General features: G+C 64.6%; 18 protein-coding genes. 8 read left to right on the forward strand and 10 right to left on the reverse strand.

The features are described 5' to 3' along the window. Window positions 1-254, forward strand: a 254-nt coding sequence (locus tag E5X88_RS09290) for an FCD domain-containing protein (protein ID WP_292160575.1), incomplete at its 5' end; no start/stop codon positions are given. A gap of 9 nt (window positions 255-263) precedes the next feature. On the opposite strand, the gene E5X88_RS09295 is transcribed toward E5X88_RS09290, so the two are convergent. After that, on the reverse strand, window positions 264-551 hold the full coding sequence (locus tag E5X88_RS09295) for a DUF3175 domain-containing protein (RefSeq protein ID WP_292160577.1): 288 nt from the start codon (window positions 549-551) through the stop codon (window positions 264-266). Window positions 552-729: 178 nt separating this feature from the next. Between E5X88_RS09295 and E5X88_RS09300 the strand changes: the two genes are divergently transcribed. The 7 genes from E5X88_RS09300 to E5X88_RS09330 all read left to right on the forward strand — a co-directional run bounded on the left by E5X88_RS09300 (window position 730) and on the right by E5X88_RS09330 (window position 9,270). Continuing rightward, on the forward strand, window positions 730-1,962 hold the full coding sequence (locus tag E5X88_RS09300; RefSeq protein ID WP_292160579.1) for an MFS transporter: 1,233 nt from the start codon (window positions 730-732) through the stop codon (window positions 1,960-1,962). Window positions 1,963-2,519: 557 nt separating this feature from the next. Then, window positions 2,520-3,548 carry a LacI family DNA-binding transcriptional regulator gene (locus E5X88_RS09305; RefSeq protein WP_292160581.1) on the forward strand — a complete coding sequence of 343 codons (1,029 nt, stop codon included), beginning with the start codon at window positions 2,520-2,522 and terminating at the stop codon, window positions 3,546-3,548. A gap of 441 nt (window positions 3,549-3,989) precedes the next feature. Beyond that, window positions 3,990-5,114 carry a sugar ABC transporter substrate-binding protein gene (locus E5X88_RS09310; RefSeq protein ID WP_292160583.1) on the forward strand — a complete coding sequence of 375 codons (1,125 nt, stop codon included), beginning with the start codon at window positions 3,990-3,992 and terminating at the stop codon, window positions 5,112-5,114. Window positions 5,115-5,184: 70 nt separating this feature from the next. Continuing rightward, window positions 5,185-6,753, forward strand: a complete 1,569-nt coding sequence (locus E5X88_RS09315) for a sugar ABC transporter ATP-binding protein (RefSeq protein ID WP_292160585.1) — start codon at window positions 5,185-5,187, stop codon at window positions 6,751-6,753. Further along, window positions 6,750-7,730 (forward strand): ABC transporter permease, encoded by a 981-nt coding sequence (locus E5X88_RS09320; RefSeq protein ID WP_292160587.1) that lies wholly within the window; start codon window positions 6,750-6,752, stop codon window positions 7,728-7,730. Before E5X88_RS09315 ends, E5X88_RS09320 begins: the two co-directional genes overlap by 4 nt. Then, window positions 7,727-8,713 carry an ABC transporter permease gene (locus E5X88_RS09325; RefSeq protein WP_292160589.1) on the forward strand — a complete coding sequence of 329 codons (987 nt, stop codon included), beginning with the start codon at window positions 7,727-7,729 and terminating at the stop codon, window positions 8,711-8,713. Before E5X88_RS09320 ends, E5X88_RS09325 begins: the two co-directional genes overlap by 4 nt. Before the next feature lie 71 nt (window positions 8,714-8,784). Further along, window positions 8,785-9,270, forward strand: coding sequence for a gluconokinase (locus E5X88_RS09330; protein ID WP_292161027.1), 486 nt, complete (start codon window positions 8,785-8,787; stop codon window positions 9,268-9,270). 34 nt (window positions 9,271-9,304) lie between these two features. On the opposite strand, the gene E5X88_RS09335 is transcribed toward E5X88_RS09330, so the two are convergent. From E5X88_RS09335 to E5X88_RS09375, 9 genes are all read right to left on the reverse strand, one after another. After that, window positions 9,305-9,754 carry an Rrf2 family transcriptional regulator gene (locus E5X88_RS09335; protein ID WP_292160591.1) on the reverse strand — a complete coding sequence of 150 codons (450 nt, stop codon included), beginning with the start codon at window positions 9,752-9,754 and terminating at the stop codon, window positions 9,305-9,307. Between the two features lie 250 nt (window positions 9,755-10,004). After that, complete coding sequence (locus E5X88_RS09340) at window positions 10,005-10,991, reverse strand: sulfate ABC transporter substrate-binding protein (protein ID WP_292160593.1); 987 nt, start codon at window positions 10,989-10,991, stop codon at window positions 10,005-10,007. Window positions 10,992-11,199: 208 nt separating this feature from the next. Beyond that, a complete protein-coding gene (locus tag E5X88_RS09345; protein ID WP_292160594.1) occupies window positions 11,200-12,240 on the reverse strand; it encodes a sulfate/molybdate ABC transporter ATP-binding protein in 1,041 nt (346 codons plus the stop codon). Between the two features lie 20 nt (window positions 12,241-12,260). Further along, window positions 12,261-13,145 (reverse strand): sulfate ABC transporter permease subunit CysW, encoded by an 885-nt coding sequence (gene cysW, locus E5X88_RS09350; protein ID WP_292160596.1) that lies wholly within the window; start codon window positions 13,143-13,145, stop codon window positions 12,261-12,263. Next, window positions 13,138-13,989 carry a sulfate ABC transporter permease subunit CysT gene (cysT, locus tag E5X88_RS09355; protein ID WP_292160597.1) on the reverse strand — a complete coding sequence of 284 codons (852 nt, stop codon included), beginning with the start codon at window positions 13,987-13,989 and terminating at the stop codon, window positions 13,138-13,140. The genes cysW and cysT overlap by 8 nt, the downstream gene beginning before the upstream one ends. A gap of 33 nt (window positions 13,990-14,022) precedes the next feature. Then, complete coding sequence (locus E5X88_RS09360; protein ID WP_292160599.1) at window positions 14,023-15,051, reverse strand: sulfate ABC transporter substrate-binding protein; 1,029 nt, start codon at window positions 15,049-15,051, stop codon at window positions 14,023-14,025. Window positions 15,052-15,295: 244 nt separating this feature from the next. Next, window positions 15,296-15,982 (reverse strand): M15 family metallopeptidase, encoded by a 687-nt coding sequence (locus tag E5X88_RS09365; protein ID WP_292160601.1) that lies wholly within the window; start codon window positions 15,980-15,982, stop codon window positions 15,296-15,298. 37 nt (window positions 15,983-16,019) lie between these two features. Next, complete coding sequence (pbpC, locus tag E5X88_RS09370; protein ID WP_292160603.1) at window positions 16,020-18,125, reverse strand: penicillin-binding protein 1C; 2,106 nt, start codon at window positions 18,123-18,125, stop codon at window positions 16,020-16,022. A 201-nt stretch (window positions 18,126-18,326) separates the two neighbouring features. Further along, on the reverse strand, window positions 18,327-23,807 hold the full coding sequence (locus tag E5X88_RS09375; protein ID WP_292160605.1) for an alpha-2-macroglobulin family protein: 5,481 nt from the start codon (window positions 23,805-23,807) through the stop codon (window positions 18,327-18,329). Between the last annotated feature and the right edge of the window lie 44 nt (window positions 23,808-23,851).

Here is a 23,851-nt window from a genome sequence, read left to right on the forward strand (position 1 = left end):
GCGCCGACACGCGTTTTCATCTCGCCATCCTGCGCGCCTCGGGCAACGATCTCCTGGTGCCGCTCGGCGTGCTGATCGAATCGGCTTTCGATCATCTGTTCGCCTATACGACGCGGGAGCTGGACGATTTGCAGCACGCGCAGAAACTGCACGAGGCGATCGAGAAGAACATCCGCCTGCAGCGGCCGGATGCGGCGCGCAACGCGGTGCGCAAGCTGTTGGCCAACACCGACAGCGTCATCAAGTCGCGGTAAGTCGATACTCTAATTTTCTCTCGGTCGGCCAAACGCTGCGCGCAGTTCGTCCTTGGCGTCCTCCAGCACTTTCTTCTGCTTGGCCGGCAGGTTCTTGCCGGCCCGGTTGATGTAGAAATTCAGCATCGACATGGCGGACTGGAACGGCTCGGCCTTGCGCCGGTCGCTGTGTTCGGCCGATCGCTTGAGCGAGGCCGCGATCTTTTTGGGATCGTGGGATTCGAAGACATGTTCCTCGAGGTCCAGCGCATCGCTGTGCTCGGTCACGTCGGCCGACCATTTCCTTTTCGCGGTCATGAACAAACTCCTTCCCTTGGTGCGTTTGATGGAAAACGCCGGGACGGCGGCTGCTGTTCCACTGCCGCTTAAATCCGTGGAGCCACGGATTTGCCTGTCGTGGCGCTGCTCGGCGCCGCGAATGTGCCGATAGTGGTGTCGAACCGGTCGATTTCGCAGAACCGCGACAGGAAACGCCTTGACCGCAACCGTCTCCAGCCGGGCCGGCAGCCCCGGCATCGACAGCGCCTACGCCTGGATGCGGCTCGGCATTTCCGTGCTTTTGGCGACGATCGGCGGCGTTGGCATGTGGGCGGTGGTCGTGGTGCTGCCCGCCGTGCAGGCTGAATTCGGCGTCGATCGGGCGGCCGCGTCGATGCCCTATACCGCGACCATGGTCGGCTTCGCCGCCGGCAACGTGCTGGTCGGCCGCGCCGTCGACCGGATGGGTTACTGGATCCCGGCGCTCATTGCCTCGGTGGTGCTCGGCGCAGGTTTCCTGCTGGCGTCGCTGACCACTTCGATCCTGCAATTCACCCTTGCTCAGGCGATATTGATCGGCATCGGCACCTCGGCGATCTTCGGGCCGTTGATCGCCGACATCTCGCACTGGTTCAACCGCCGGCGCGGCGTCGCGGTGGCGGCCGCCGCCGCCGGCAATTATCTCGCCGGGGCGATCTGGCCGCTGGCGATGCCCTATGTCATGCAGAGCGAAGGCTGGCGCTTCACCTATGCCGCGATCGGCGTCGTCTGCCTCGCGACCATGGTGCCGCTGATCTTGCTGCTCAGGCGCGGCGCACCACGTGCCGCCGTTCCCGGTTCACCCGGCAGCCGGCCGGTCCAGCCGATCTCGCTGTCACCGGCAGCCTTGCAGGTGTTGCTCGTCGTCGCCGGCCTTAGCTGCTGCATGGCGATGTCGATGCCCCAGGTGCATATCGTCGCCTATTGCATGGACCTTGGCTACGGCGTGGCGCGCGGCGCCGACATGCTGTCGATCATGATGGCGGCGGGCGTCGTCAGCCGGCTGGCGTCCGGCTTTCTCGCCGATCGCGTCGGCGGTGTAAAAACCCTGCTGATCGGCTCTGTCCTGCAAGGCCTGTCGCTGTTGCTCTACATCCCCTTCGACGGGCTCGCCTCGCTTTATGTCGTCTCGCTGGTCTTCGGCCTGTCGCAAGGCGGCATCGTGCCTTGCTATGCCATCATCGTGCGCGAATACATGCCTGCCAAAGAGGCCGGCCAGCGCGTCGGCATCGTCATGATGGCGACCATATTCGGCATGGCGATCGGCGGCTGGATGTCGGGCTGGATCTACGATCTGACCGGCTCCTACGCCGTCGCGTTCCTCAACGGAATTGCCTGGAACCTGCTGAACGTAGCGGCCATGATGCTGTTGCTGTGGAAGGCGCGGCGCAGCGCCGCGGCGATGGCCTGAGCCGATGAAGAAGCATCACGGCGCATAAAAAAACCGCCTCGGCGGCGGTTCGCTGGCGCAATTCAGCACCATGAATAAATTCCTAGCATAACTGCCGTCACCTGTCAAGTTGAAACTACCAAAATTCCGGAGCTGGCGCCGCCGGCGACGCTGCTGATCTCCCCCCTTGCGGGGGAGATGCCCGGCAGGGCAAAGGGGGGTGCTGTCCCGCCGGCCTGTCAACCAATAGCGGCCAAGCCCTCAGGCTGAATCCCGGTTGGGAATGGCGGAAGTTGGCGATCCTTCCCACCCCCCTCTGTCCTGCCGGACATCTCCCCCGCAAGGGGGGAGATTGGATGTCGGCTCGGCTTTCGCCAATTACCAACGCAGGCGGAAGAGGGGCAGCGCAACCTGAAGCGGTTGGCCTTGCCTTTGGGCCCGTTCGCTTGACAATGGGGTAAGGCTGCGCGACGCCAGACGGGTGGGGCTGCAGGTCGGGGCATGGCGAGAGTGGCAAAAACGCTGAACATCGTTGCGCGGTCGGGCCTCGGCGCAGGCGCCGCGTTCGGGACAAGGCTGTGATCAAACCGCGCTCACGCCGCGGCGGCGGCCGTCCGACCATCGCTGATGTCGCGCGCAGGGCCGGCGTCGGCGCCATCACGGTCTCCCGTGCCTTGCGCGAGCCGGAGCGCGTTTCGGAGGATTTGCGCCGCCAGATCCAGGCGGCCGTCGATGAACTAGGCTATCTGCCCGACCCGAATGCGCGGGCGCTGGCTTCGGCGCGCGCCGAGGTCTTTGGCGTGCTGGTGCCGTCGCTCACCAACAGCGTCTTTGCCGAAGTGCTGCGCGGCATCTACGACAGCCTGTCCGACAGTTCCTTTCGCATCCAGCTTGGCAACACCCATTATTCCGGTCTCGAGGAGGAGCGGCTGTTGCAGGTGTTCGGTCCCCAGCGCCCGGCGGCGCTGATCGTGGCGGGCATCGACCAGACGCCAACATCGCGAAGACTGCTCGAGGCGGCGGGCTGCCCTGTCGTCCAGGTCATGGAGACCGGGCCCGATCCGGTCGACATGATGGTCGGCTTCTCGCATTTCGACGGGGGCAGGGCGGCGACGGAGCACATGCTCGAAATGGGCTATCGCCGCATCGGCTTCATCGGCGCGCGCATGGACCCGCGCTCGCAGCGGCGTCTGGCCGGCTATCGCGCGGCGATGGAGGCGGCCGGTTTGTTCGACGCGCGGCTGATCACCACCACGCCGGTGCCGTCCAGCGTGACGCTCGGGCGCGAACTGTTTCGGGACGCGCTGGCCAAGGCGCCGACGTTGGACGGGGTTTTCTGCAACAACGACGACATCGCGCTCGGCGTATTGTTCGAGTGCCACCGCGCCTCGATCGCCGTGCCGAAGACGATCGGCATCACAGGCTTCAACGATCTCGACATGATGGAAGTGGCCTTTCCGTCGGTCACCAGCGTCCGGACGCCTCGCTACGAGATCGGCCGGCGCTCGGTCGCCATGGCGCTCGCGGCGATTGCAGGCAAGCGCCCGCAGGAGCCGGTCGTCGACCTCGGCTTCGAACTCAAGCGCCGCGAGAGCACGGCTCGCTGAAAGCACCTTGCAGGCATTCGCGAAATGTCGCTTTACACTGCGTCATGGTAGCGCTACCATTTGTCTCTGGTGAAAACTCGCGGCAAAGACCGAAGTCTGTTTATTATATATAAGCGACAGCTCACGCTTGTTTATTATGTATAATATGATAGTTTTTACTTCGGTTGCCGAGCGGCAAGGGAGGAGATCGGGTCGGCATTCGGCCACCTGAAAAGCGCGACGGGCAAGGCGGGAGGTGCCGGGCCAGACGCGTAAGACGCGTAAGAGCCTGTTTGGAAACTCTGCTCCGACGGTCATCTGATGGCGTTTTCTGCGCTTCCGGTGCTCACGGACCCAAATGTCCGCTGCGCTCCGGTTCTCGAAGCCAGCATATGACTCGCCGGAGCGGCTTTCGAAACAGCCTCTAAGAACAATCAGAAACTGCAACTGGGAGGAATATCGATGATCAAGTCACTCGTTGGCGGCATCGTTGCTGCCACTGCATTCGTCATGCTGAGTTCGTCGGCGCTCGCCGAACCCGAAATCGTCACCGGCCCGTCCGCCGAGCCGGACTGCTTCGCCCCTTGGGCGGCCGACACGCAATTCTTCAAGTTCCCCAAGAAAGACGGTCCGTACCGGATCGCGCTCGCCAATGGCTACATCGCCAACACCTGGCGCATCCAGATGGTGCAGACGGCGAAGGCCTATGCGGCGCAGCCGGAGGTCGCGGCGAAACTGAAGGAGTTCAAGGTCGTCTCGACCGGCGAAGACGTGCCGGCGCAGATTTCGGCGATCAACAACTTCATCGATTCCGGCTATGACGCGATCGTCGTCAACGCGCAGAACCCGACGGCGTTCGGGCCGGTCATCAAGCGCGCCAAGGAAGCCGGCGTCGTGCTGGTCGCCTTCGATAACATCCTCGACACCAAGGACGCCATCAACGTCAATGTCGACCAGAAAGGTCTTGGCGAATTGTGGGGCAACTGGCTGATCAAGCATGTGCCCAATGGCGGCAAGATCCTCGAGGTGCGCGGCGTTGCCGGCACGTCGGTCGACACCGACCGCCACAATGGCATCCATGAGGTTCTCGACGCCTCAGGCAAGAAGTGGGAGGTCACCGAAGTCATCGGCAAGTGGGACGACGGCGTGGCGCAAAAGGCCTCGGCCGATGCCATCGCCACCAATGGCCCCTTCGACGGCGTCACCGGGCAGGGCGGCGACACCGGCATCGTCCAGGCGATGATCGACGCCAAGCATCCATTCGTGCCGTTTGGCGGCGAAACGGAGAATGGCTTCCGCAAATTCTGCGCCAAGTTTGCCGCGGACGGGCTGAAATGCTCGTCGGCCGGAACCGGCCCCGCCCAGGTGGCGGTCGCCATCAAGACGGCGATTGCCGCGCTCGAAGGCCAGGTCGTCCCGCAAGCGGTGAAGCTGCCGCTGGCGATCGTCGAGGATCCGAACTTCAAGGAAGGCCAGGACTATTTCCCTGACCAGTCCGACAATTTCTTCGTCGGCAACTCCTTCCCGACCTGTGGCATCAACTTCACCGCGCAGGAAATCATGGGCCAGAGCAAGGAAAACCAGTAGGCTGATCGCTCGGCGCCGCGGGACATCCCGCGGCGCCGGTCCCGAAGAACGAGCGCCTTGGGAGGGGCCGATGGACGGTGCGGTTCCGCTCTTCCGCATGGAGGGCATATCCAAGCGCTATGGCGGTGTGCGGGCGCTGGAAAAGGCCGAGCTTTCGGTCACGTCAGGCAGCATTCACGCCATCCTCGGTGAAAACGGCGCCGGCAAATCGACGCTGATCAAGATCATGGCCGGCGTTGTCGCGCCCGACGAAGGCCGCATGATGCTGGACGGAAGCGAGGTGACCTTCGCTTCACCGGCCGCGGCCAACCAGGCCGGCATCGTCTGCATCTTCCAGGAACTGTCGCTCGTCCCCGAACTCAGCGTTGCCGACAACATCGTCATTTCCGATCCGCCCAAGCGCTTCGGCATGATCGACCGCAAGGCGCAGCGACGCATTGCGGAAGAAGCCCTTGCTCGCGCGGGCGCCGCCGACATCCACCCGCTGGCGCTGGTCAAGGATCTTCCTCTTTCAAGAAGGCAGATGGTCGAGATCGCCAAGGCGCTTGCCAGGAAGCCGCGCATCCTGATCCTTGACGAGGCGACCTCGGCGTTGACCGCGGCGGATGTGGCCAAGATTTTCGGCGTCTTGAAGCGGCTGCGCTCGGAAGGGCTGGCGCTGCTCTACATCTCGCACCGGATGAACGAGATCGCCGAGCTGGCCGACCAGTGCACGGTGTTCCGCAACGGCCGCAATGTCGCCAGCTACGCGGCAGGCACGAAGAGCGACAATGAAGTCGTCGAGCTGATGATCGGCCGCGAATACAGCCATATTTTCCCACCGAAGCCGGTGCGCGCGCCAGCCACCGCCGCTCCGGTGCTGGAGGCGCGAAAACTGTCCTGGACCGACCGGCTGGACAACATCTCGCTGACGGTCGGGGCAGGCGAGGTCGTCGGCCTCGGCGGTCTCGACGGCCAGGGCCAGCGTGAATTGCTGCTCGCCTTCTTCGGCGTGCTGCGCGGCCTGTCCGGCCAGATATTGATCGATGGCAAGCCGACCACGATCGCCAGTCCGGCCGCCGCCCGGGATGACCGGATCGGCATGGCGCTGATCCCGGAGGATCGCAAGACGGAAGGGTTGATGCTGCCGATGACGGTGCGCGAAAACCTCTCCTTCGCCGCACTCGACCGGCTGTCAAAAGCCGGCATCATCGACCGTGCCGCAGAGCAGCGGCTGATCGACGACATGGTCGGTCTGCTGGCGATCAAGACGGCCGGCCTCGACATTCCGGTCGGCGCGCTGTCCGGCGGCAACCAACAGAAGGTCGTCATCGCCAAATGGCTGATGCGGCAGCCGCGCATCATCCTGCTCAACGATCCGACGCGAGGCATCGATGTCGGCACCAAGCAGGAACTGTATCAGCTGATGCGCAAGCTTGCCGACCAGGGTGCTGCGATCCTTTTCTACTCCACCGACTATGACGAACTGATCGGCTGCTGCGATCGGGTGCTGGTGCTCTATGATGGGGCGGTCAAGCGCGAGCTGGTCGGCGCCGAGATCACCGAGCGCGCGCTGATCGCCAGCGCCCTCAACATCCATGGCGAAGAGATGCCTGTCAGAGGCATGGCGAAGACGCCAGCCCGAGGAGCGGACGCGTGAAAGATTGGCGCTACTGGCTTGCCGAACAACGCGGGACGCTGCTGGCGTTCGGCATCTTCATCGTGATGTTTATCATCTACACCTCGAACCATCCGGCGGGCTTTACCGCCAATGTCGTGCAGACGGCCTCGAACAAGGGCGTGCTGCTTGCCTTCGTCGCCATGGCGCAGACGCTGGTGGTGATCACCGCCGGCATTGACCTTTCCGTCGGCATGATTTTTCTGCTGACCAACTGCCTGGCCTCATGGCTGGTCATCGGCACCGGCATCGAGACCGCCTTCGGCGTCGTCGCGGTGCTCGGCACCGGGCTGCTGTGCGGGGCGATCAACGGCGCCATCGTCATCTACGGACGGCTGCAGCCGATCGTCGCCACCATCGCCACGGGTGCGGTCTATTTCGGCATCGCGCTGCTGCTCAGACCCTTTCCGGGCGGTTCGGTCAACGAGGATCTCGCCGACGCGCTGACCGGGCGGCTGTTCGGCGTGGTGCCGGCGAGCCTGGTGGTGCTTTTGGCCGTCGTGCTCGTGGTCTGGGTGCCGTTCAGCCGGTCGGTGCTTGGCCGCGCCGCTTACGCGGCCGGATCGTCGGAGATGGCGGCCTACATGTCCGGCGTGCCGATCCGCCGCGGCAAGTTCGCCGCCTATGCGCTCGCCGGCCTGCTGGCCGCGATCGGTGGATTGTTCCTCACCTTCTTCACCTATACGGGCGAGGCGGCCTATGCCAGCGGCAATGCCTATACGCTGTTCTCGATCGCCGCCGTGGTGCTTGGCGGCGTCTCGCTGTTCGGCGGCAAGGGCAGCGCCATCGGCGCGATCTTCGGCGCGCTCGCCTTCCGCACCATTGGAGACCTGCTATTCGTCTTCGATTTCGATCCGCTCTGGCAGCCGCTATTCCAGGGTGTCATCCTGCTGATCGCGGTCAGCCTCGGCGCCTTCGCCCTGTTCAGAGTCCGCAACCGGCTGGAGTGGTTCCTGTGAGCGAAACGACGATAGGCGGCATCGCCGGCCGCATGCCGAAATTCATCCGCCGCGCCGATCCTGCGGTGTTGACGGCCTTTGCCTGCATCGTGCTCCTGTTGTTCCTCGGCAGCCTCTATTCACGCAGTTTCCTGTCGCCGGAATATCTGCTGCAGCAGCTCAAGGTGGCCTCGTTTCTCGGCATCATCGCCACCGGCATGATGCTGGTCATCCTGCTCGGCCAGATCGACCTGTCGGTGCCGTGGTCGGTGGCGACGGGCGCCATGATGGCTTGTGCGGCCGCCGCCTACGGCCCGGTCGGCGTCGCGCTGGCGGTCCCGTTCGGCATTTTCTGCGGTGTGCTGATCGGCATCGTCAACGGCGTCGGCGTCGCTTATCTGCGCATTCCCTCGATGATCATCACGCTCGCCACCAATGCCGTCGCGCAAGGGCTGATGGTGGTCTATACGGGCGGCTTCTCGCCGCAGGATTCGGCGACCCGGGCGATGCGCTATCTGGCCACCGGCTTTGCCATTCCAGGTGTGCCCAACGCGGTCATCATCTGGGCGCTGATTGGTGCCGCGATGGTTTTCGTGCTGACCCGCACCGGCTTCGGACGCACCGTCTACGGCATCGGCAACCGTGAGCGCGCCGCCTACCTCTCCGGCGTCGATACGCGGCGCGTGGTGCTGATCGCCTTCGCCATATCCGGAGGGCTCTCGGCCTTCGGCGGCGTGCTTCTGGCCGGCTATGCCTCCAAGGCGGCGCAGTCGATGGGCGACGCCTATCTCCTGCCGTCGATCGCCGCCGTGGTGCTTGGCGGCACCTCGATCCTCGGTGGACGCGGCTCTTACCTCGGCACGGTCGCGGGCGTCATCCTGATCACGCTTTTGCAATCCATTCTTTCCGTCATGCAGATGCCGGAGGCGGGGCGGCAGATCATCTACGGCGTTGTCATCGTCGCCATGCTCCTGCTTTACGGCCGCGCGCCGGCCAGCCGCTGACCCGCATCGTGGACGAAAGAGCAGCACAAGTGCGAAGGGATCCCGTTCGGTCCGCACCGGCCATCGTGGTGATGGGCGTCGCCGGTTGTGGCAAGTCGGCCGTCGGCGAAGCGCTGGCCGCGGCGCTGGGCGCCGTCTTCGTCGAGGGCGACAGGCTTCATCCGCCGGAAAACGTCGCGCGCATGGCAGCGGGTGAGCCGCTGACCGACGCATTGCGCGAAGGCTGGCTCGACGCGATCGGCCGGCGCATTGCGGGATCGGTCGGCGATGGGCAGGGCGTCGTCGCCGCCTGCTCGGCGCTGAAGCGCAGCTACCGCGAGCGTCTGCGCGGCTTTTGCCAGGACATCGTTTTCCTCTATCTGGAAATCGATCCCGCGACGGCGAAGCGGCGTGTCGGCTCCCGCCAGGGTCATTTCATGCCGGCAAGCCTGGTCGACAGCCAGTTCGCCACGCTTGAAGCGCCGGCAGCCGACGAGAACGCATTGACGCTCGATGCGACGCGCCCGATCGCCGATATTGTCGCCGACGTCGTGAGCCTGTTCGAGGCGAATTCATGAGCCGCCGGCGCTAATCTCGCCTTAGGCTGCCTGATCAGATCTGCGACGTCAGTTCGATTGGAAAATCGTCGTTGTCGGCATCGCGCATGGCGGCGAGGCTGCGATTATCAAGCACCTCGGCGATCGCCTGGCGCACTTCCAGCATCATGTGCCGGACCTGGCATGTCGCCTCGTCGCAATCCTCGCAGCGCTGATATTGGGTGCGGCTGGCGCAAGGGATCGGCGCCAGCGGCCCGTCGAGGACACGCACGACATGGCCGATCTTGATCTCGGAGGCCGGCCGGGCGAGGCGGTAGCCACCTTCCTTGCCCTTGCGGCTCTGGACGAAGCCGGCATTGCGCAACTCGCCCAGAATGGCGTCCAGGAATTTCTTGGGGATGTTGTTGGCGACCGCGATGTCGTTGACGAATGCAAGCTGGCCGACCGGCAGGCCGGACAGATGCACGAGGGCCTTGAGGCCGTATTTGCCTTTTTTGGTCAGCATGCCCGAGTCAACCTATGAAGCCCCAACCACCCGCGTCTGGCGGCTGTTTGTGTGCAAATCATGACGGTTTGGCCGTGCGACGCCGTTCGCGCGGGCAAACCGCCTGATGACACATTGGCGCAAACGCGTTGATTCTTCGTAACGTTTTGGAAGGCAGGCGCCTGGAAAGCGGGAAATCACCGTTCCGGAGTGGAAAACGAAGAAAGCCGGCAAAAGCCGGCCTTCCCATCGCGTTCGAAGATCGCTTGCTTCAGCGGCTGCCGTAGGTCTGGTCGAGCAGGCCGCCGGCGGCGAAATGCTCGGCCTGGACCTTGGCCCAGCCGCCGAAAACGTCCTCCACCTTAAGCAGGCGGACATCGGGAAATTCAGCCTTGTATTTGGCAGCGACCGACGCGTCGCGGGCCCGCAGGCCGTTGCGGGCGGCGATGTCCTGGCCCTCCGGCGTATAGAGGAACTCGAGGTAGGTCCTGGCGAGATCGCGTGTGCCGTGCTCGTCGGCGACTGTGTCGACGATCGCCACCGGAAACTCCGCCAACAGGCTGACCGAAGGCGTCACCTGCTCGAACTTGTCCTCGCCATACTCCCTGCGGACACCGCGCGTTTCCGACTCGAAGGTGATCAGCACGTCGCCGATCTCGCGCTGAACGAAGGTGGTGGTCGCGGCGCGTCCGCCGCTGTCAAAGATCGGCACGTTGTTGAACAGCTTGGTGACGAACTCCTTCACCTTGGCGTCGTCGCCCTTGAAGGCTTCCTTGGCGTAGGCGGTGGCCGCGAGATAGGTGTAGCGCGCATTGCCTGACGTTTTCGGATTGGGGAAGATCACCTGGACGTCGTCTCGCACCAGATCGTTCCAACCCTTGATGTTCTTAGGATTGCCGGCGCGCACCAGGAAGGATGGCAGAGAATAGAAGGGCGAGGCGTTGTCGGGGAAGTCCTTCTGCCAGTCGGCGGAGATAAGACCCTTCGAGACCAGAAAGTCGATGTCGATGACCTGGTTAAAGGTGACGACATCGGCGCCGAGGCCTTCGGCGATGGCACGTGCTTGCGCCGACGTCCCGGCATGCGACTGATCTATGGTGACGCCGGGGTGCCCAGCGATGAAGGCCTTGTTGACCTGCGCAAACAATTCGCGGCCAACATCGTAGGACGCGTTCAGCAGTGTGTCGGCCGACCAGGCTTGGGAGGATGCGAGGAACAGGCCGGCCGCCGTGGCGACGCCAAACAAAAATCGCTTCATGAAAATTAGGGCTCCGTGAAAACGCCGTTTGTCGAATGCCTAAGGATAATTGGACGATGCCCGCCGCGACGAGGCATTCAAGCCGGATCTTGGTGATGCTGTGAGAAAAAGCGTTGCCGAAACAGCCAATTGCTAGGATTTTCTTCCAAGCCGAATCATTTCGGCGTGTATTCGCCGCGCCGAGGTAGCTTCGCTTGGCAGCAGCCCTCTACGCAGCCGGAAAAAGCTTCCAGCGTCCCGGCCGGAACGCCACCCGGCTTTTTTGCGAGGCCGGATGGTTGACGGGCAGCTCGATCTCGACCCGCTGACGCTCGCCGCCGATTTCGAGTTCCACCCGCCTGGTGCCGGCGACGCGGCGGCTGGCTGCGACCGTGCCGGCGATGCAGCCATTGCATTCGTCCACCAGTTCGACATCGTGCGGGCGGAAGAACAGCGTCGCTTCGCCCTGCGGCGCCTGCGGCGCGGAGAGCCCGATCGGGCGGTCGGCGATCCAGACCTGACCGTCCTCGACCTTGACCGGAAGCGAGCTCGATTCACCGATGAAGCCATAGACGAAGGGCGAGTTCGGCGTGTCGTAGATTTCATCGGCGGTGCCGACCTGCTCGATGCTGCCCTGGCTCATCACCACCACGCGGTCCGCAAGTTCCAGCGCCTCTTCCTGGTCATGGGTGACGAAGACCGTGGTGTGGCCGGTGGCGTCATGGATGTCGCGCAGCCAGCGGCGCAACTCGCGGCGGACCTGGGCATCGAGCGCGCCGAACGGCTCGTCAAGCAGCAGCACGGCCGGTTCGATCGCCATGGCGCGGGCGAGCGCCACGCGCTGGCGCTGACCGCCCGAAAGCTGTGCCGGATAGCGCTTTTCCAAGCCGGAAAGCTGGACGAGGTCGAGAAGCTCGGAGGCCCGGCGGCGGATTTCTTGCGCCGGCGGCCGTGTCGGCCCATGCCGAACCTTGAGGCCGAAGCCGATATTGTCGGCGACCGTCATATGGCGAAACAGTGCATAATGCTGGAAGACGAAGCCGACATTGCGCTCCTGGATCGACTTTTGCGACGCGTCCTCCTCGCCGAAGAAGATCTTTCCCCGTGTCGGTCGCTCCAGCCCGGCGATCAGCCTGAGCAGCGTCGTCTTGCCGGAGCCGGAAGGCCCGAGCAGCGCGATCAGCTCGCCGGACTTGATGTCGAGCGAGACATCGTGGAGGGCCGGAAACCGCTCAAACTCCTTGCGCACGTTGGCAACGCGAACTTCCATCAACCGTCCCTTTTCAGTTTTCAGTGTCCGCGCGTCGCGGCGATCTCGGCGCCGTAGCGCATCTCGAGAAGTGTTTTCAAGACCAGCGTGACGAGCGCCAGGCCCGCAAGCAGCGAAGCGACGGCGAAAGCGGCGGCGGCATTGTACTCGTTGTAGAGGATTTCGACATGCAGCGGCATGGTGTTGGTCAGCCCGCGTATGTGCCCCGACACGACTGAGACCGCGCCGAACTCGCCCATGGCGCGGGCATTGCACAGCAGCACGCCGTAGAGCAGCCCCCATTTGACGTTGGGCAGCGTCACGTACCAGAAGGCCTGCCAGCCATTGGCGCCGAGCGACAGCGCTGCCTCCTCGTCGCCATTGCCCTGTTCCTGCATCAAGGGGATCAGTTCGCGGGCGACGAAGGGGAAAGTGACGAAGATGGTGGCAAGCACAATGCCCGGCACGGCAAAGAGAATGACGATGCCATGCGCCTTCAGCCAGGCGCCGAACAGGCCTTGCGCGCCGAACAAAAGCACATAGACCAGGCCTGATATGACCGGCGAGACCGAAAACGGCAGGTCGATGAGCGTGGTCAGGAAGGCCTTGCCCTTGAACTCGAACTTGGCGATCGCCCAGGCAGCGGAGATGCCGAAGACGATGTTGAGCGGCACCGAGATCGCCGCCACCAGCAGCGTCAGGTGGATCGCCGAGCGCGTGTCGGGGCTGGTCAGCGCCTCCGTGTAAGCACTGAGACCCCTTGCGAAGGCTTCGTTGAAGACGACAATCAGCGGCAAGAGCAGGAAAATGCCGAGGAAGGCAAAGGTCACGATCATCAGCACGGCTTTCGCCGGGCGGCTTTCGGTCACTGCCGCCGACTGGCTTTCGTGGTGCGGTGCGTAGGATTTGATCTCCGGATCAGCCATAGCGCTTACGGCTCCACGTCTGCACCAGATTGATGACGAGCAGCATCACGAACGACAGGGCGAGCATGATCGCCGCGATCGCAGTGGCCGCCGCGTAATTGTATTCCTCCAGCCGGATGACGATCAGAAGCGGCGCGATCTCGGATTTGTAGGGCAGATTGCCGGCGATGAAGATGACGGATCCGTACTCGCCGACGCCGCGCGCGAAAGCCAGCGCGAAGCCGGTGACGATGGCCGGCGCCAGGCCTGGAAGCAGCACACGGGCAATGGTCTGGAAGCGATTGGCGCCGAGCGTGGCGGCCACTTCCTCCACCTCTTTGTCGATCTCCTCCATGATCGGCTGGACGGTGCGCACGACGAAAGGCAGGCCGATGAAGATCAGCGCGATGACGATGCCGAGCGGCGTGTAGGCGACCTTGATGCCGAGCGGCGCCAGCAGGCTGCCGAGCCAGCCATTCGGCGCGTAGAGCGTGGTCAGCGCGATGCCGGCGACCGCCGTCGGCAGCGCGAAGGGCAGGTCGACCATGGCATCGACGATGCGGCGGCCCGGAAAGTTGTAGCGCACCAGTACCCAGGCAACGATCGTGCCGAAGACGACATTGACGGCGGCGGCAATGAAGGCGGTGCCGAAGCTGATTTCAAGCGCGTTGATGGTGCGGCGGTCGGTGGCGATCGCCCAGAAATCGGTCCAGCCGAGCGCGGCCGATCGCCAGATCAGCCCCGACAGGGGAATGAGGATGATGAGGGTGAGGTAGGCAAGTGAGAAGCCGAGCGTCAATCCGAAACCCGGAATGACGCTCGGCTGTCTGAATCGCCACCCCGCCTTGGCGGGTGCTGTGGTCATGTCGTCCTGATCTAGAATCTAGCTTACTGGGTCCTACTGGGCCGGTTTGTAGATCTGGTCGAATATACCACCGTCGCCGAAATGGTAAGGCTGTGCTTTCTTCCAGCCGCCAAAAAGCGGATCGTCGATGGTGATCAGCTTGATCTCCGGCAGCTTGGCGAGATCCTCCGCCGGCACCAGCTCGGGCTTCGACGGACGATAGTGGTTCTTGGCGATCAGCGTCTGGCCTTCCTTGGAATAGAGGAAGCTCAGATAGGCTTCGGCGACTTTTCGCGTGCCCTTGGCATCGACATTGGCGTCGACCACGGCGACCGGCGGCTCGGCCAGGATCGAGGTTGGCGGGTAGACGATATCGAAATTGTCGGCGCCGAATTCGTCGAGCGCCAGATAGGCCTCGTTTTCCCAGGCCAACAGCACGTCGCCCAGGCCCTTTTGCGCGAAGGTCACGGTCGCGCCGCGCGCACCGGTGTCGAGCACCGGAACATGGGCGTAGAGGTTACTGACGAATTCCTTCGTCTTGGCCTCGTCGCCGCCATCCTTGGCGTTGGCATAGGCCCAGGCGGCGAGGTAGTTCCAGCGCGCGCCGCCCGAAGTCTTGGGATTCGGCGTGATCACCTGGACGTCGTCCTTGACCAGATCGCCCCAGTCCTGGATGCCCTTCGGATTGCCCTTGCGGACGAGGAAGATAATGGTCGAGGTATAAGGCGCCGAATTGTTCTCGAACTTGGTCCGCCAGTCCGGATTGATCTTCTTCGATTTCGAGACGATGGCGTTGATGTCGCCTTCGAGCGCCAGCGTCACCACGTCGGCGTCGAGGCCGTCGATCACGGCGCGGGCCTGAGCGCCCGATCCGCCATGCGATTGCTGGATGGTTACCGTCTCGCCGGTCTCGGCCTTCCAGTGAGCGGCAAAGGCCTCGTCGAATTGTTTGTACAGCTCACGCGTCGGATCATAGGACACGTTGAGGATGGTGGTATCGGCAAACGCGAAACCGAGCGTTCCGAACTGGACCGATGCAGCGACCAGTGCGCCGAGCAGTTTCCTGAAATGAGGATTGATCATTTCCGCCTCCGTTGAGATCATTTCAAATCTACCGAATTGGTAGAAATTAGATGCATTCAATGTTGCTTTTTTTGACCTTCTGAAGCAATTTCTCGCCGGCTTTTGGCCTGATGAGGAAATTCTTTCCTCGCATCGCCCCTATGCGGAATCCGGGCTCATGAAGCGATCTATCTAGGGACAGGTCGCGCCTCGGCAATGGCTGGATGTGATCGGGGCGCGATTTGCGCTCGCGGCGGCCGGTGGTCTATTCGGCGGTGACGGGAAAATCGAAGCGCTGCTTTGGAAACGGCTCGTTTTCCAGCGTGAAGTGCCACCATTCGCGAGCATAGTTCCTGAAGCCGCCGGCGCGCATGGCCTCGACAAGCCTGTCGCGGTTTGCCGCCACGCCCTCGGCGAGCGGACGGTGGGCTGTTTCGCTCTTCGGGTCGAAACAGTCAAAGCCGGTGCCGAAATCGAGCGTGTTGGCATCGGGCGCGCCACAGGCCGGTTTCTGGGCGGTCCTGCGGTCGGCTCGGGCGATGGCGACATCGACGGTCGAGCCGCGCGAATGGGTGGATAGTTCGCCAATATAGCCCTTGGCGATGAGGTCCTTGCGCTTGACCGTCGGATACCATTGCGGGTCGGGTGGTCCGCCTTCTTTGGTCCATTGGCCCATGTCCAAGACGGCGCGCGCCGGGCGGTAGCAGTCGAACACGACAAGCGTCAGGCCCTCGGCGGCAATCGCCTTCTGGACGCCGGCAAGCGCTTCTGCCGCTCGCCCGGTGAGAATGCAGACCGGCGCGTCGTAGCCGCTGGCCTTGCGGTGCAGGAAATTCTCGAAGCCGGCATAGCGGATGTCCTGCCGGATGGTGGGTTCGATGTCAGCCAGGCGGACAAAGCCGACGGGGAGGTCGGCGGCGAAGGCGCGGACCATACCGGCAACCGACAGCATGGCGCAAAAGCCAATGCCCCGAATCGCTTGGCGCCGTCTATTCAACGAAGACTTTCACGCTCGCGGCACGCCCCGCCGCATCGATCACGGTCAGGGTCGAATAGCCGGCGCCGTCCGGCTGCCAGGTCGCGGTGCGCCGCCGGTCGATGCCGACCAGCGGCTTGCCGTTGGCCAGCCAGCGGAACGGCGCGCGGCCGCCTTGCAGCTTCAGCACCAGCGGCGAGGCCTCGGCGGAGGTGGTGCCGAGGTCGACGCGGGCCCCCTCGGGCGGAAAGACGATCGTCGGCGCAGGCTCGGTCGGCGTCGCCTGGACCAGCCCGTCGGCGCCGGCGCCGAAACGGGCGAGCGTCACCGGCAACTCGTCGCGCCTGGGTCTGATGACGCCGGCCGGCTGGCTTGGCAGCGGCACGGCAGCCAGGCCGGAGCGGACAAAGCCCTCGAACAGGATGGGCGCGGCCGAGACATAGCCGGACAGGCCGGGCACCGCGCCGGCATCGGGACGGCCGACCCATACGCCCAGCACGTAGCGTCCGTCGAAGCCGACCGACCAGGCATCGCGGTAGCCGTAGGAGGTGCCGGTCTTGTAGGCGATGCCACGCTGGGCGGCCCCCTCGGGCGGCTTGATGCCCGACAATATGTCGGTGATCTGCCAGTTCGCCTGATCGTCCAGGATGGTCACGGTGGAGCGTTCGGCATTCGCCGGTTCGGTGCCATCATGCAGCGTGTGCGCCTTGCCGCCATTGGCAAGCCCGGCATAGAGCTGGACGAGGTCGCGCAGCGTCATGCCGACGCCGCCAAGGCCGATGGCAAGACCCGGCGCCTTGTTGAGGGGCAGGGCCGGCGTGATGCCGGCCTGCCGGAAGCGCGCGAGCAGCCGCGCCGGCCCGACCGCATCGAGCACGCTGATCGCCGGTACGTTGAGCGACAGTTGCAGCGCCTGCCGGATGCTGACGTCGCCTTGGTAGCCCATGTCGAAATTTTTCGGCCGGTAGCCGGAAAAATCAGTCGGACGGTCCTCGATCAGCGTTTGCTGCGCGACCAGTCCTTGTTCGAAGGCGAGCCCGTAGATGAACGGTTTCAGCGTCGAGCCGGGCGAGCGGACGATCCTGGTCATGTCGATCCAGCCGGAGCGGCTGGCGTCGAAATAGTTGGCGGAGCCGACCTCGCCGAGGATGTCGCCGGTGCGGGCGTCGGCCAGCACCATGGCGACGGACAGGCGGGGACCGAGCCTGACGGCGGCGTCCCTGGCCACCTGTTCCAGCCCTTCCTGGACGCTCTTGCGGATGGTCAGTCGCAACGGCTGGCCGGGGACGGCCCTGGGCAGCATCGCATAGGCGGCATGGGCGGCGAGCGCCGGCAGCGTGCGGCGGATGCCGGAAACGTCGTCGAGCGCGGCACGTGCGGCCTCACGTTCACCAAGCAGCCCGGCTGTAACCATGCGCGTCAGCACCCGGTCGCGGGCGGCATGGGCGATTGTGAGGTTACGATCGGGCCGGCGCTTTTCCGGCAGTTGCGGCAGTGCGACTAGCAGGGCCGCCTCCGAAACCGTCAGCCGCTTCGGCTCCTTGCCGAAATAGGCCAGGGAGGCGGCGCGCACGCCCTCGAGATTGCCGCCATAGGGGGCCAGCGTCAAATAACGTTCGAGGATCTCGCGCTTGGTGAGCCGCCGCTCGATCTGGATGGCGCGCAGCATCTGCTTGACCTTCGAGCCGAGGCTGCGGCTGTCGCGCGGTTCGGTCAGCCGGGCGAGTTGCATCGAGAGCGTCGAGCCACCGGAGACGATACGGCCATTGATCGCGAACTGACCGGCGGCGCGGGCCAGCGCCAGCACGTCGACGCCTCGATGGTTCCAGAAGCGCTTGTCCTCGTAGGTGACCAGCATGTCGACGAACTGCTTGTCGACCTGGTCGAGGCGGGTCGCGAGCCGCCAATAACCGTCCGGCGTGGCGAAGGCCCGCAACAGTTGACCGTCGCGGTCCTGCACTTCGGTAGACACCGTGAGTTCGGGCGGCAGCGGCGGTGGAAAGGCGCGGTCGAGCTGCCAGAGGGCGGCGGCGGAGAGGGAGAGGAAACCAGCGAGAGAGGTCGCGGCGATCGCCGAACGGCGCAGGAATCTTTTGGAGAGCACGGCGCCGCCCCTCATCCGCCTGCCGGCACCTTCCCCCCGCACAGTGACGGGGAGAAGGGGGCCGTCGCGACCCTCGGCGCCCTTTCCGCGACGTTCGAGGTTGGCGAAAACTTCGGCGCAAGCTTCTTTCTCCCCGTCTCTATACGGGGAGAAATGCCCGGCAGGGCAATGAGGGGCAGCGCCATCGCCATGTTCCTGTTCGCCACCATCGGCGCCTTACGGCGCCTTGACCTCCATCATCCCGGTCGCGGTGCGAGCTGAATATTGCGGCCGGTACATATCCTCGACCGTTGCCGCCGGATGGGCATAGGTGCCCGGCGTCACCGCGCGCACGACGTAGGCGAGCGTGATGTTGCGGTCGCCGTCGCCATCGTTGGGATTGAAGGCCGCGACGAAACGGTCGTCGCGGAATTCGAGATGGGCGGCGTCGGTCTGGGCCAGCCAGGAGAAGTTCGACAACTGGGCGCTGGAAACCAGGCCCGGATTGTCGATCTCGAAGCCGGCCGGCAGCAGATCGGTGATTACCAGCCGCGAAGGCCATTTGTTCTGCTCGTAGATCTTGAGCACGACGACATAGCGTTCGTTCTGGGTCGCCTCCGTGACATTGGCTTCGGTGCCGTCGAGCTTGTAGTAGGTGCGGCCGATGGTGAAGCCGTTGCCGCTGGCCGGCAGAGGCTGGATCGGCGAAGCCACAGTGGTGACAACTGCCTGCAGCGGGTTGCTGCCGGTGTTGGCGACGGTCAGCGGACTGTCGGCCAGGTCGCTGCCGGCGATCCGGTCCGAATAGGCGCCGGCATGCGGCGCGCCATTGATGGTCAGCGCGATCGCATCATTGCCGGCCTTCAGCGCGCGGGCCGCCAGCAGCATCCAGGACTCGTCCTGCGTGCTGGTCCATCGGACGGCGGCGCGTTCCTTCGTCACCAGCTTGATCAGCGCCGGCACGATCGTCGGCACCGGCTTCGATTCCGCGGCAAGTGCCAGCATCGCCGCGCCGTCACGCAGCGGCGAGCCATAGTCGGACCTGTAGTCGTCGTATGCCGAGGTCGACTGGGCCAGTTGCAGGGCGGCCTGGAAGGTGGCTTCCGAGCGCTGCGTGTCGCCGTAAAGCGCCAGGCCCGCCGCCAACTGGGCAACGGCCATCGGACTCGTAAAAGCTTCGAGCTGGGTGTCGGCATAGTAGCGCAGATCTCCGATCGAGGCCTTCTTGTTGCGGGCCAGCACATAGAGCGCATAGGCGATCTCGCTGCCGCGGTCCTGAACGTCCTGATCGTAGCCGATCGAGTTCTGCAGATTGCTCAGCGCCTGGTTCATCGCCTGTGCCGGCACGTCGTATTTCTGCTCGCGCGCCCGGGTCAGGAAATCGGTGACGTAGGCGTCGAGCCACAGATCGCCGGAGCCTGGACCCCACAGGCCGAAGCTGCCGGCCGAGGCCTGATAGCTCAGCACCTTGTAGATGGCGCCCTGGATGCGGCCGTGCAGGTCGGGGTCGCTGGCCATGCCGATGCCCGACGCCATGTCGTTGACATAGAGAAGCGGCATGGCGCGGCTGGTGGTCTGTTCGGCGCAGCCATAGGGATAACGGTCGAGCGTCATCAGGAGCGACGGCACGTCGAAGGCCGCTGCCTGTGAAACGCCGACGCTGACCGAAGCGCCGTCGAGCAGGCTTGCCGCCAGGAGCTCCTTGTCGACGCGCAGCGACCCGCCATTGCCCTTGAGGTCGACCACCATGCGGGTGGTTACCGGCAGTTGCGCCGGGCGCACCGGAACATAGAGCGTCTGCTCGACAGCGGTGCCGTCGGCATGAGCGAGCTTGACGGTGATCGAGGCGTTGCCCGGTGTCTCAGCCATCAGCGGCACAGTCAGCGTCTGCCGTTTGCCCTTGGCGAGCGTCAGTTTTTCGGGCAGGGCGGCACTGCCGGTCGAAAGATTGCCGGTGGTGTCTATCGACAATGCATAATCGCCGTCCGGACCGTCCGCGTCGGTGACGTCGAGCCGCATGACAGCCGAATCGCCAGGCGCCAGGAAGCGTGGCAGGCCGGCGGTGATCACCACCGGATCGCGCACGATCACGTCGGACTGGGCATGGCCGACCGCGTCCCTGGTCCAGGCGACGGCCATGACCCGCACGGTGCCATTGAACTGCGGGATATCGAAGTCGATCCGCGCCTTGCCGTCGGCGTCGAGCTGGACCGGGCCGGAGAAAAAGGCGACCAGCTTTTCGGTCGGCGGGCTGCCTTGCGACTGCATGTTGGCGCCGTCGCCGCCGGTGCGCAGCTTGCCGGTGGTGCCCAGCGAGCCGTCGATCAGGCGGCCGTAGAGGTCGCGCACCTCAAGGCCGAGCATGCGCTGGCCGAAGAACCAGGTCTCCGGATCCGGCACCTTGTAGTTGGTCAGGTTGAGGATGCCGACATCGACGGCCGCGACCATGACATAGGCGTTGCTGCCCGGCTGCACGCCGGCCACCGAGACCGGGATCGACAGCTGCTGGCGCGGCATGGTCTTGTCTGGCGGCGCCAAGGCGACGGCGAGCTTCTTCGAGCCCGGATCGACCTTCAGCCATTTCACGCCGATGGCGCGCGCCGGCATACGCGTTTCCTGCGCATCCCCCGGCCTGAACAGCGTTGCCGTGACATAGGCGCCGGCGCCCCAGTCGTCGGAGACCGGGATGTCGATGGTGCTGCCGCCGACCGGCACGCTGGCGGTGACGGTCTTCAAGAGCTTGTCGGCACCGATGGTGACGAGCAGCTCGCCGGCAAAATGCGGCGACACTTTGAGCTTGGCCACGTCGCCTGCCGCATAGGTGTCCTTGTCGAGGGCAATCTCGAGGCCATCAGGTGTTTCGGTCGTGGTGGAGCTGACATACCAGCCGGCGTCGAACTCGTAGCTGGTCGCCGGGCCTTCCGGATCCGATGTCTCGATCTCGAGCCGGTAGCGGCCCCAGTCGACCGGCAACGAGACGGTGGCTTCGCCGTCGGCGGTCATGTCGACCTGTCCGTTGCCCACCGACTTGGTGAAGGTCACCGGCTCATAGTTCCAGGAGTTGTTCGAGCGGTACCATTGGTAATTGCGTTCGACCTTGACCAGTGACCATTGCGCGCCCTGCAGCGCCTCGCGCTTGCCGTCGGGGTCGACGGCGATCAGGCTGAACTTCGCCGTACCGCCTTGCGGCACCTCGTCGCCGTCGAAGTCCGGACGGATGCCGATCATGTGGCCCTGCGGCCGGATGCCGATGTTGAGCGAGCGTTCGACGGCGCGGCCGCCGGTCTCGCGCATCCTGATTGTAACCTTGCCATCGACGAGCTTGGTGGTCGAGGGCAACTGGTCGACGGAAACCGGGAAGGTCGCCTTGCCGTCCTCGCCGACCACCGGCAGATCGGTGAACGGCGTGACTGACGGTTCCGCCGACTGCTCGTCGGCGAGGCCGAAGGAATAGCCCTTGAAACGATCCCAGTTGCGAGTGGTCGACAGCGTCAGCTCGCCTTCGAGCGCCAGCCCCGCGGCCGGCGCGCCATAAAGGAAGCGGCCGTCGACGGTGACGTTGGCGGTTTCACCCTGCGCGATCTCCTGCTTGTCGGAAGACAGGTCGAATTCGATGCGATCCGGCACGAAATCTTCGACCAGGAACATCTGGCTGGCGACCGCCGCCTGCTTGGGATCGGTGTGGATCGCCACCGTCCAGGTGCCGCGCATGGCGTTGGGTTCGAGCGGCAGGTCGACGGCATGGCCGCCGGCCGATGCGCCATCGCTGACGATGCGGCGGTTCTCGACGCCGTCGGGGCGCGTGAAGATGAAGGTCAGCGGCAGGTTCTCGACCGCCTTGGCGGCGCCGTCGCGGGCAAGCGCAGCGACATGGACGTCCTCGCCGGCGCGGTAGATGCCGCGTTCGGTCCAGGCATAGACGTCGAGCGCGCCCGGCGCCGGACGCCCGGTGACGCCGCGGTCGGACAGGTCGAAGCCGGCGCGACCCATGTCGAGGAAGACGAAGTCGCTGTCGCCCTGCTTGGCTGTCAGCACGGCCGGCACCATGCTGCCTTCGCCGCGTGTCAGGCCGGGGTTGAAGACGGCGCGGCCTTCCGCGTCTGATGTCGCGGTGCCGAGGATTTCATTGTTCCTGGCGAGCAGCGTCAGTTCAACACCGGCCATCGGCTCGGCGGTTCCGAGCGAACGGGCAAAGACGTTCAGCCCATCCTGTCCGGTATAGGTCGACAGGCCGATGTCGGAGACGACGAACCATTGCGTGGCGCGCGAATCATAGTCGTCGCCATTCTCGTCGACCGGTTGCGCGGTCAGCACATAGACGCCGGGCTTGCGCTGCGGCAGGGCTTCGTCGACCGGGAAGGAGGTGGTGACTTCCTTGTTGAGGGCGTTGGCGATGTCGATCTGGCCTTCCCAGACCGGCTCGCCCATCTGGTCGGTAATGTTGGAGATGTCGTAGCCGTCGAGTTGGCGCAGGAACTGGTAGCCGGACAGGAGCTGGGTCAACGAGCGGTCGCCGATGCGGTAAAGCTTCATTTCGGCGGCGGTCATGTTGACGGTGACGACCGGGATGCCACGGCGCGCGCCGGCGGGCAGTACGAAGCTGTCGCCGGTGAAACGAGCGGACGGGGCGCGGTCCTGCACATAGATCGACAGCACCACCGGGGCGGTGATCACCTCGCCGATGGCGGCCGGCAGCCCGGAACGGAAGGTCACGTCGTAATGCTGGCCGTGCTCGAGCCCTTCGACGCAGATCTGCTTGTCCTTGGCCTCGACGCCCTCGGGGGCGGCGTTGTCGACGGTGACGAATTGCGAATAATCGACACCGGTCTTGACCAGATCCTCGGAAAACTGCGCGCAGATGCGCGGCGCGCTGGTGTCGGCTTCGACGGTGTGATCGACGACGCGGAAGCCCTTGCGCGCTTTCAAATCTTCATAGTCGGCCTTGACCGCCGGCGAATTGACCAGAGCGAGGCTGGCTTCGTAGGCCTGCAGGGCGGGCCGGGAGAGGTCGCGCCGATCGAGCGCGGCGGCGAGCAGCGCCAGCACGTCGGCGCGCGTCTTGGTGGTGCGCAGCAATTTGTAGGCGTTGAAGCCGGCGGAGGTGGCGTTTGACGGCAGGGCCGAGGCCTCGGCGCTGTTGGCGGCCGGCTGCACGGCGAGTGTTTCCTGCGCCAGTTCGAACCAGAGCTGGCCGTCCTCGGGCAATACCGAAACCAAAGCCTCGTATTTCCGCATGGCCGAGCGGTGGTCGCCGGTCTGCGACGCCTGTTGGGCCGCCTCCCGCAGCGCCGCAAGCCCTTCGGTGGGCTTGGTGTAGGCCGGGTCCGTGAGCCTGTTGCGGTATTGCTGGGCCTGGTCGGCCATCCAGGCAGGGAAGAAGGCGAGATCCGGCGGCGCGCCGATATCGGGGTCGCCTTCGATGTTGACGACCTTGCCGGCGACAGCGCCGTTGAAGGGTTTCAGCGCATTATAGTCGGATTTGAGAAAACACCATTTGACCTTGGGGTTGTAGGTGAAGGCACGGCAGGCGGGATCGCCGAGACATGTCGTCTTGCACTGGTCGAGGCTGACATTCTGGTCGGATCTGAGATCGAAACCGAAATAGTCGGAATTGTCCGATGTCACCACCCGGCGTGCTTCGGCCGCTTGCGCGACACTGCCCAGGGCGAAAAAGAGGAGCAAAAGGACCGACAGACCACGAGCCGCGCGCATTGTCATAACACCCTCCCGACACTGCTACGTTACGTCCAAACATGTTCAAG

This window comes from Mesorhizobium sp. (genome assembly GCF_004962245.1).
In the GTDB taxonomy this organism is placed as follows: Bacteria; Pseudomonadota; Alphaproteobacteria; order Rhizobiales; family Rhizobiaceae; genus Mesorhizobium.

Coding starts and splice junctions, on each gene's coding strand:
- E5X88_RS09345 (WP_292160594.1), bottom strand. CDS start 12,240: ATGGAAGTTCGCGTTGCCAACGTGCGCAAGGAGTTTGAGCGGTTTCCG.
- E5X88_RS09335 (WP_292160591.1), bottom strand. CDS start 9,754: ATGCTGACCAAAAAAGGCAAATACGGCCTCAAGGCCCTCGTGCATCTG.
- E5X88_RS09340 (WP_292160593.1), bottom strand. CDS start 10,991: ATGAAGCGATTTTTGTTTGGCGTCGCCACGGCGGCCGGCCTGTTCCTC.
- E5X88_RS09375 (WP_292160605.1), bottom strand. CDS start 23,807: ATGACAATGCGCGCGGCTCGTGGTCTGTCGGTCCTTTTGCTCCTCTTT.
- E5X88_RS09330 (WP_292161027.1), top strand. CDS start 8,785: ATGGGCGTCGCCGGTTGTGGCAAGTCGGCCGTCGGCGAAGCGCTGGCC.
- cysT (WP_292160597.1), bottom strand. CDS start 13,989: ATGACCACAGCACCCGCCAAGGCGGGGTGGCGATTCAGACAGCCGAGC.
- E5X88_RS09295 (WP_292160577.1), bottom strand. CDS start 551: ATGACCGCGAAAAGGAAATGGTCGGCCGACGTGACCGAGCACAGCGAT.
- cysW (WP_292160596.1), bottom strand. CDS start 13,145: ATGGCTGATCCGGAGATCAAATCCTACGCACCGCACCACGAAAGCCAG.
- E5X88_RS09365 (WP_292160601.1), bottom strand. CDS start 15,982: ATGCTGTCGGTTGCCGGTATGGTCCGCGCCTTCGCCGCCGACCTCCCC.
- E5X88_RS09315 (WP_292160585.1), top strand. CDS start 5,185: ATGGACGGTGCGGTTCCGCTCTTCCGCATGGAGGGCATATCCAAGCGC.
- pbpC (WP_292160603.1), bottom strand. CDS start 18,125: ATGAGGGGCGGCGCCGTGCTCTCCAAAAGATTCCTGCGCCGTTCGGCG.
- E5X88_RS09360 (WP_292160599.1), bottom strand. CDS start 15,051: ATGATCAATCCTCATTTCAGGAAACTGCTCGGCGCACTGGTCGCTGCA.
- E5X88_RS09310 (WP_292160583.1), top strand. CDS start 3,990: ATGATCAAGTCACTCGTTGGCGGCATCGTTGCTGCCACTGCATTCGTC.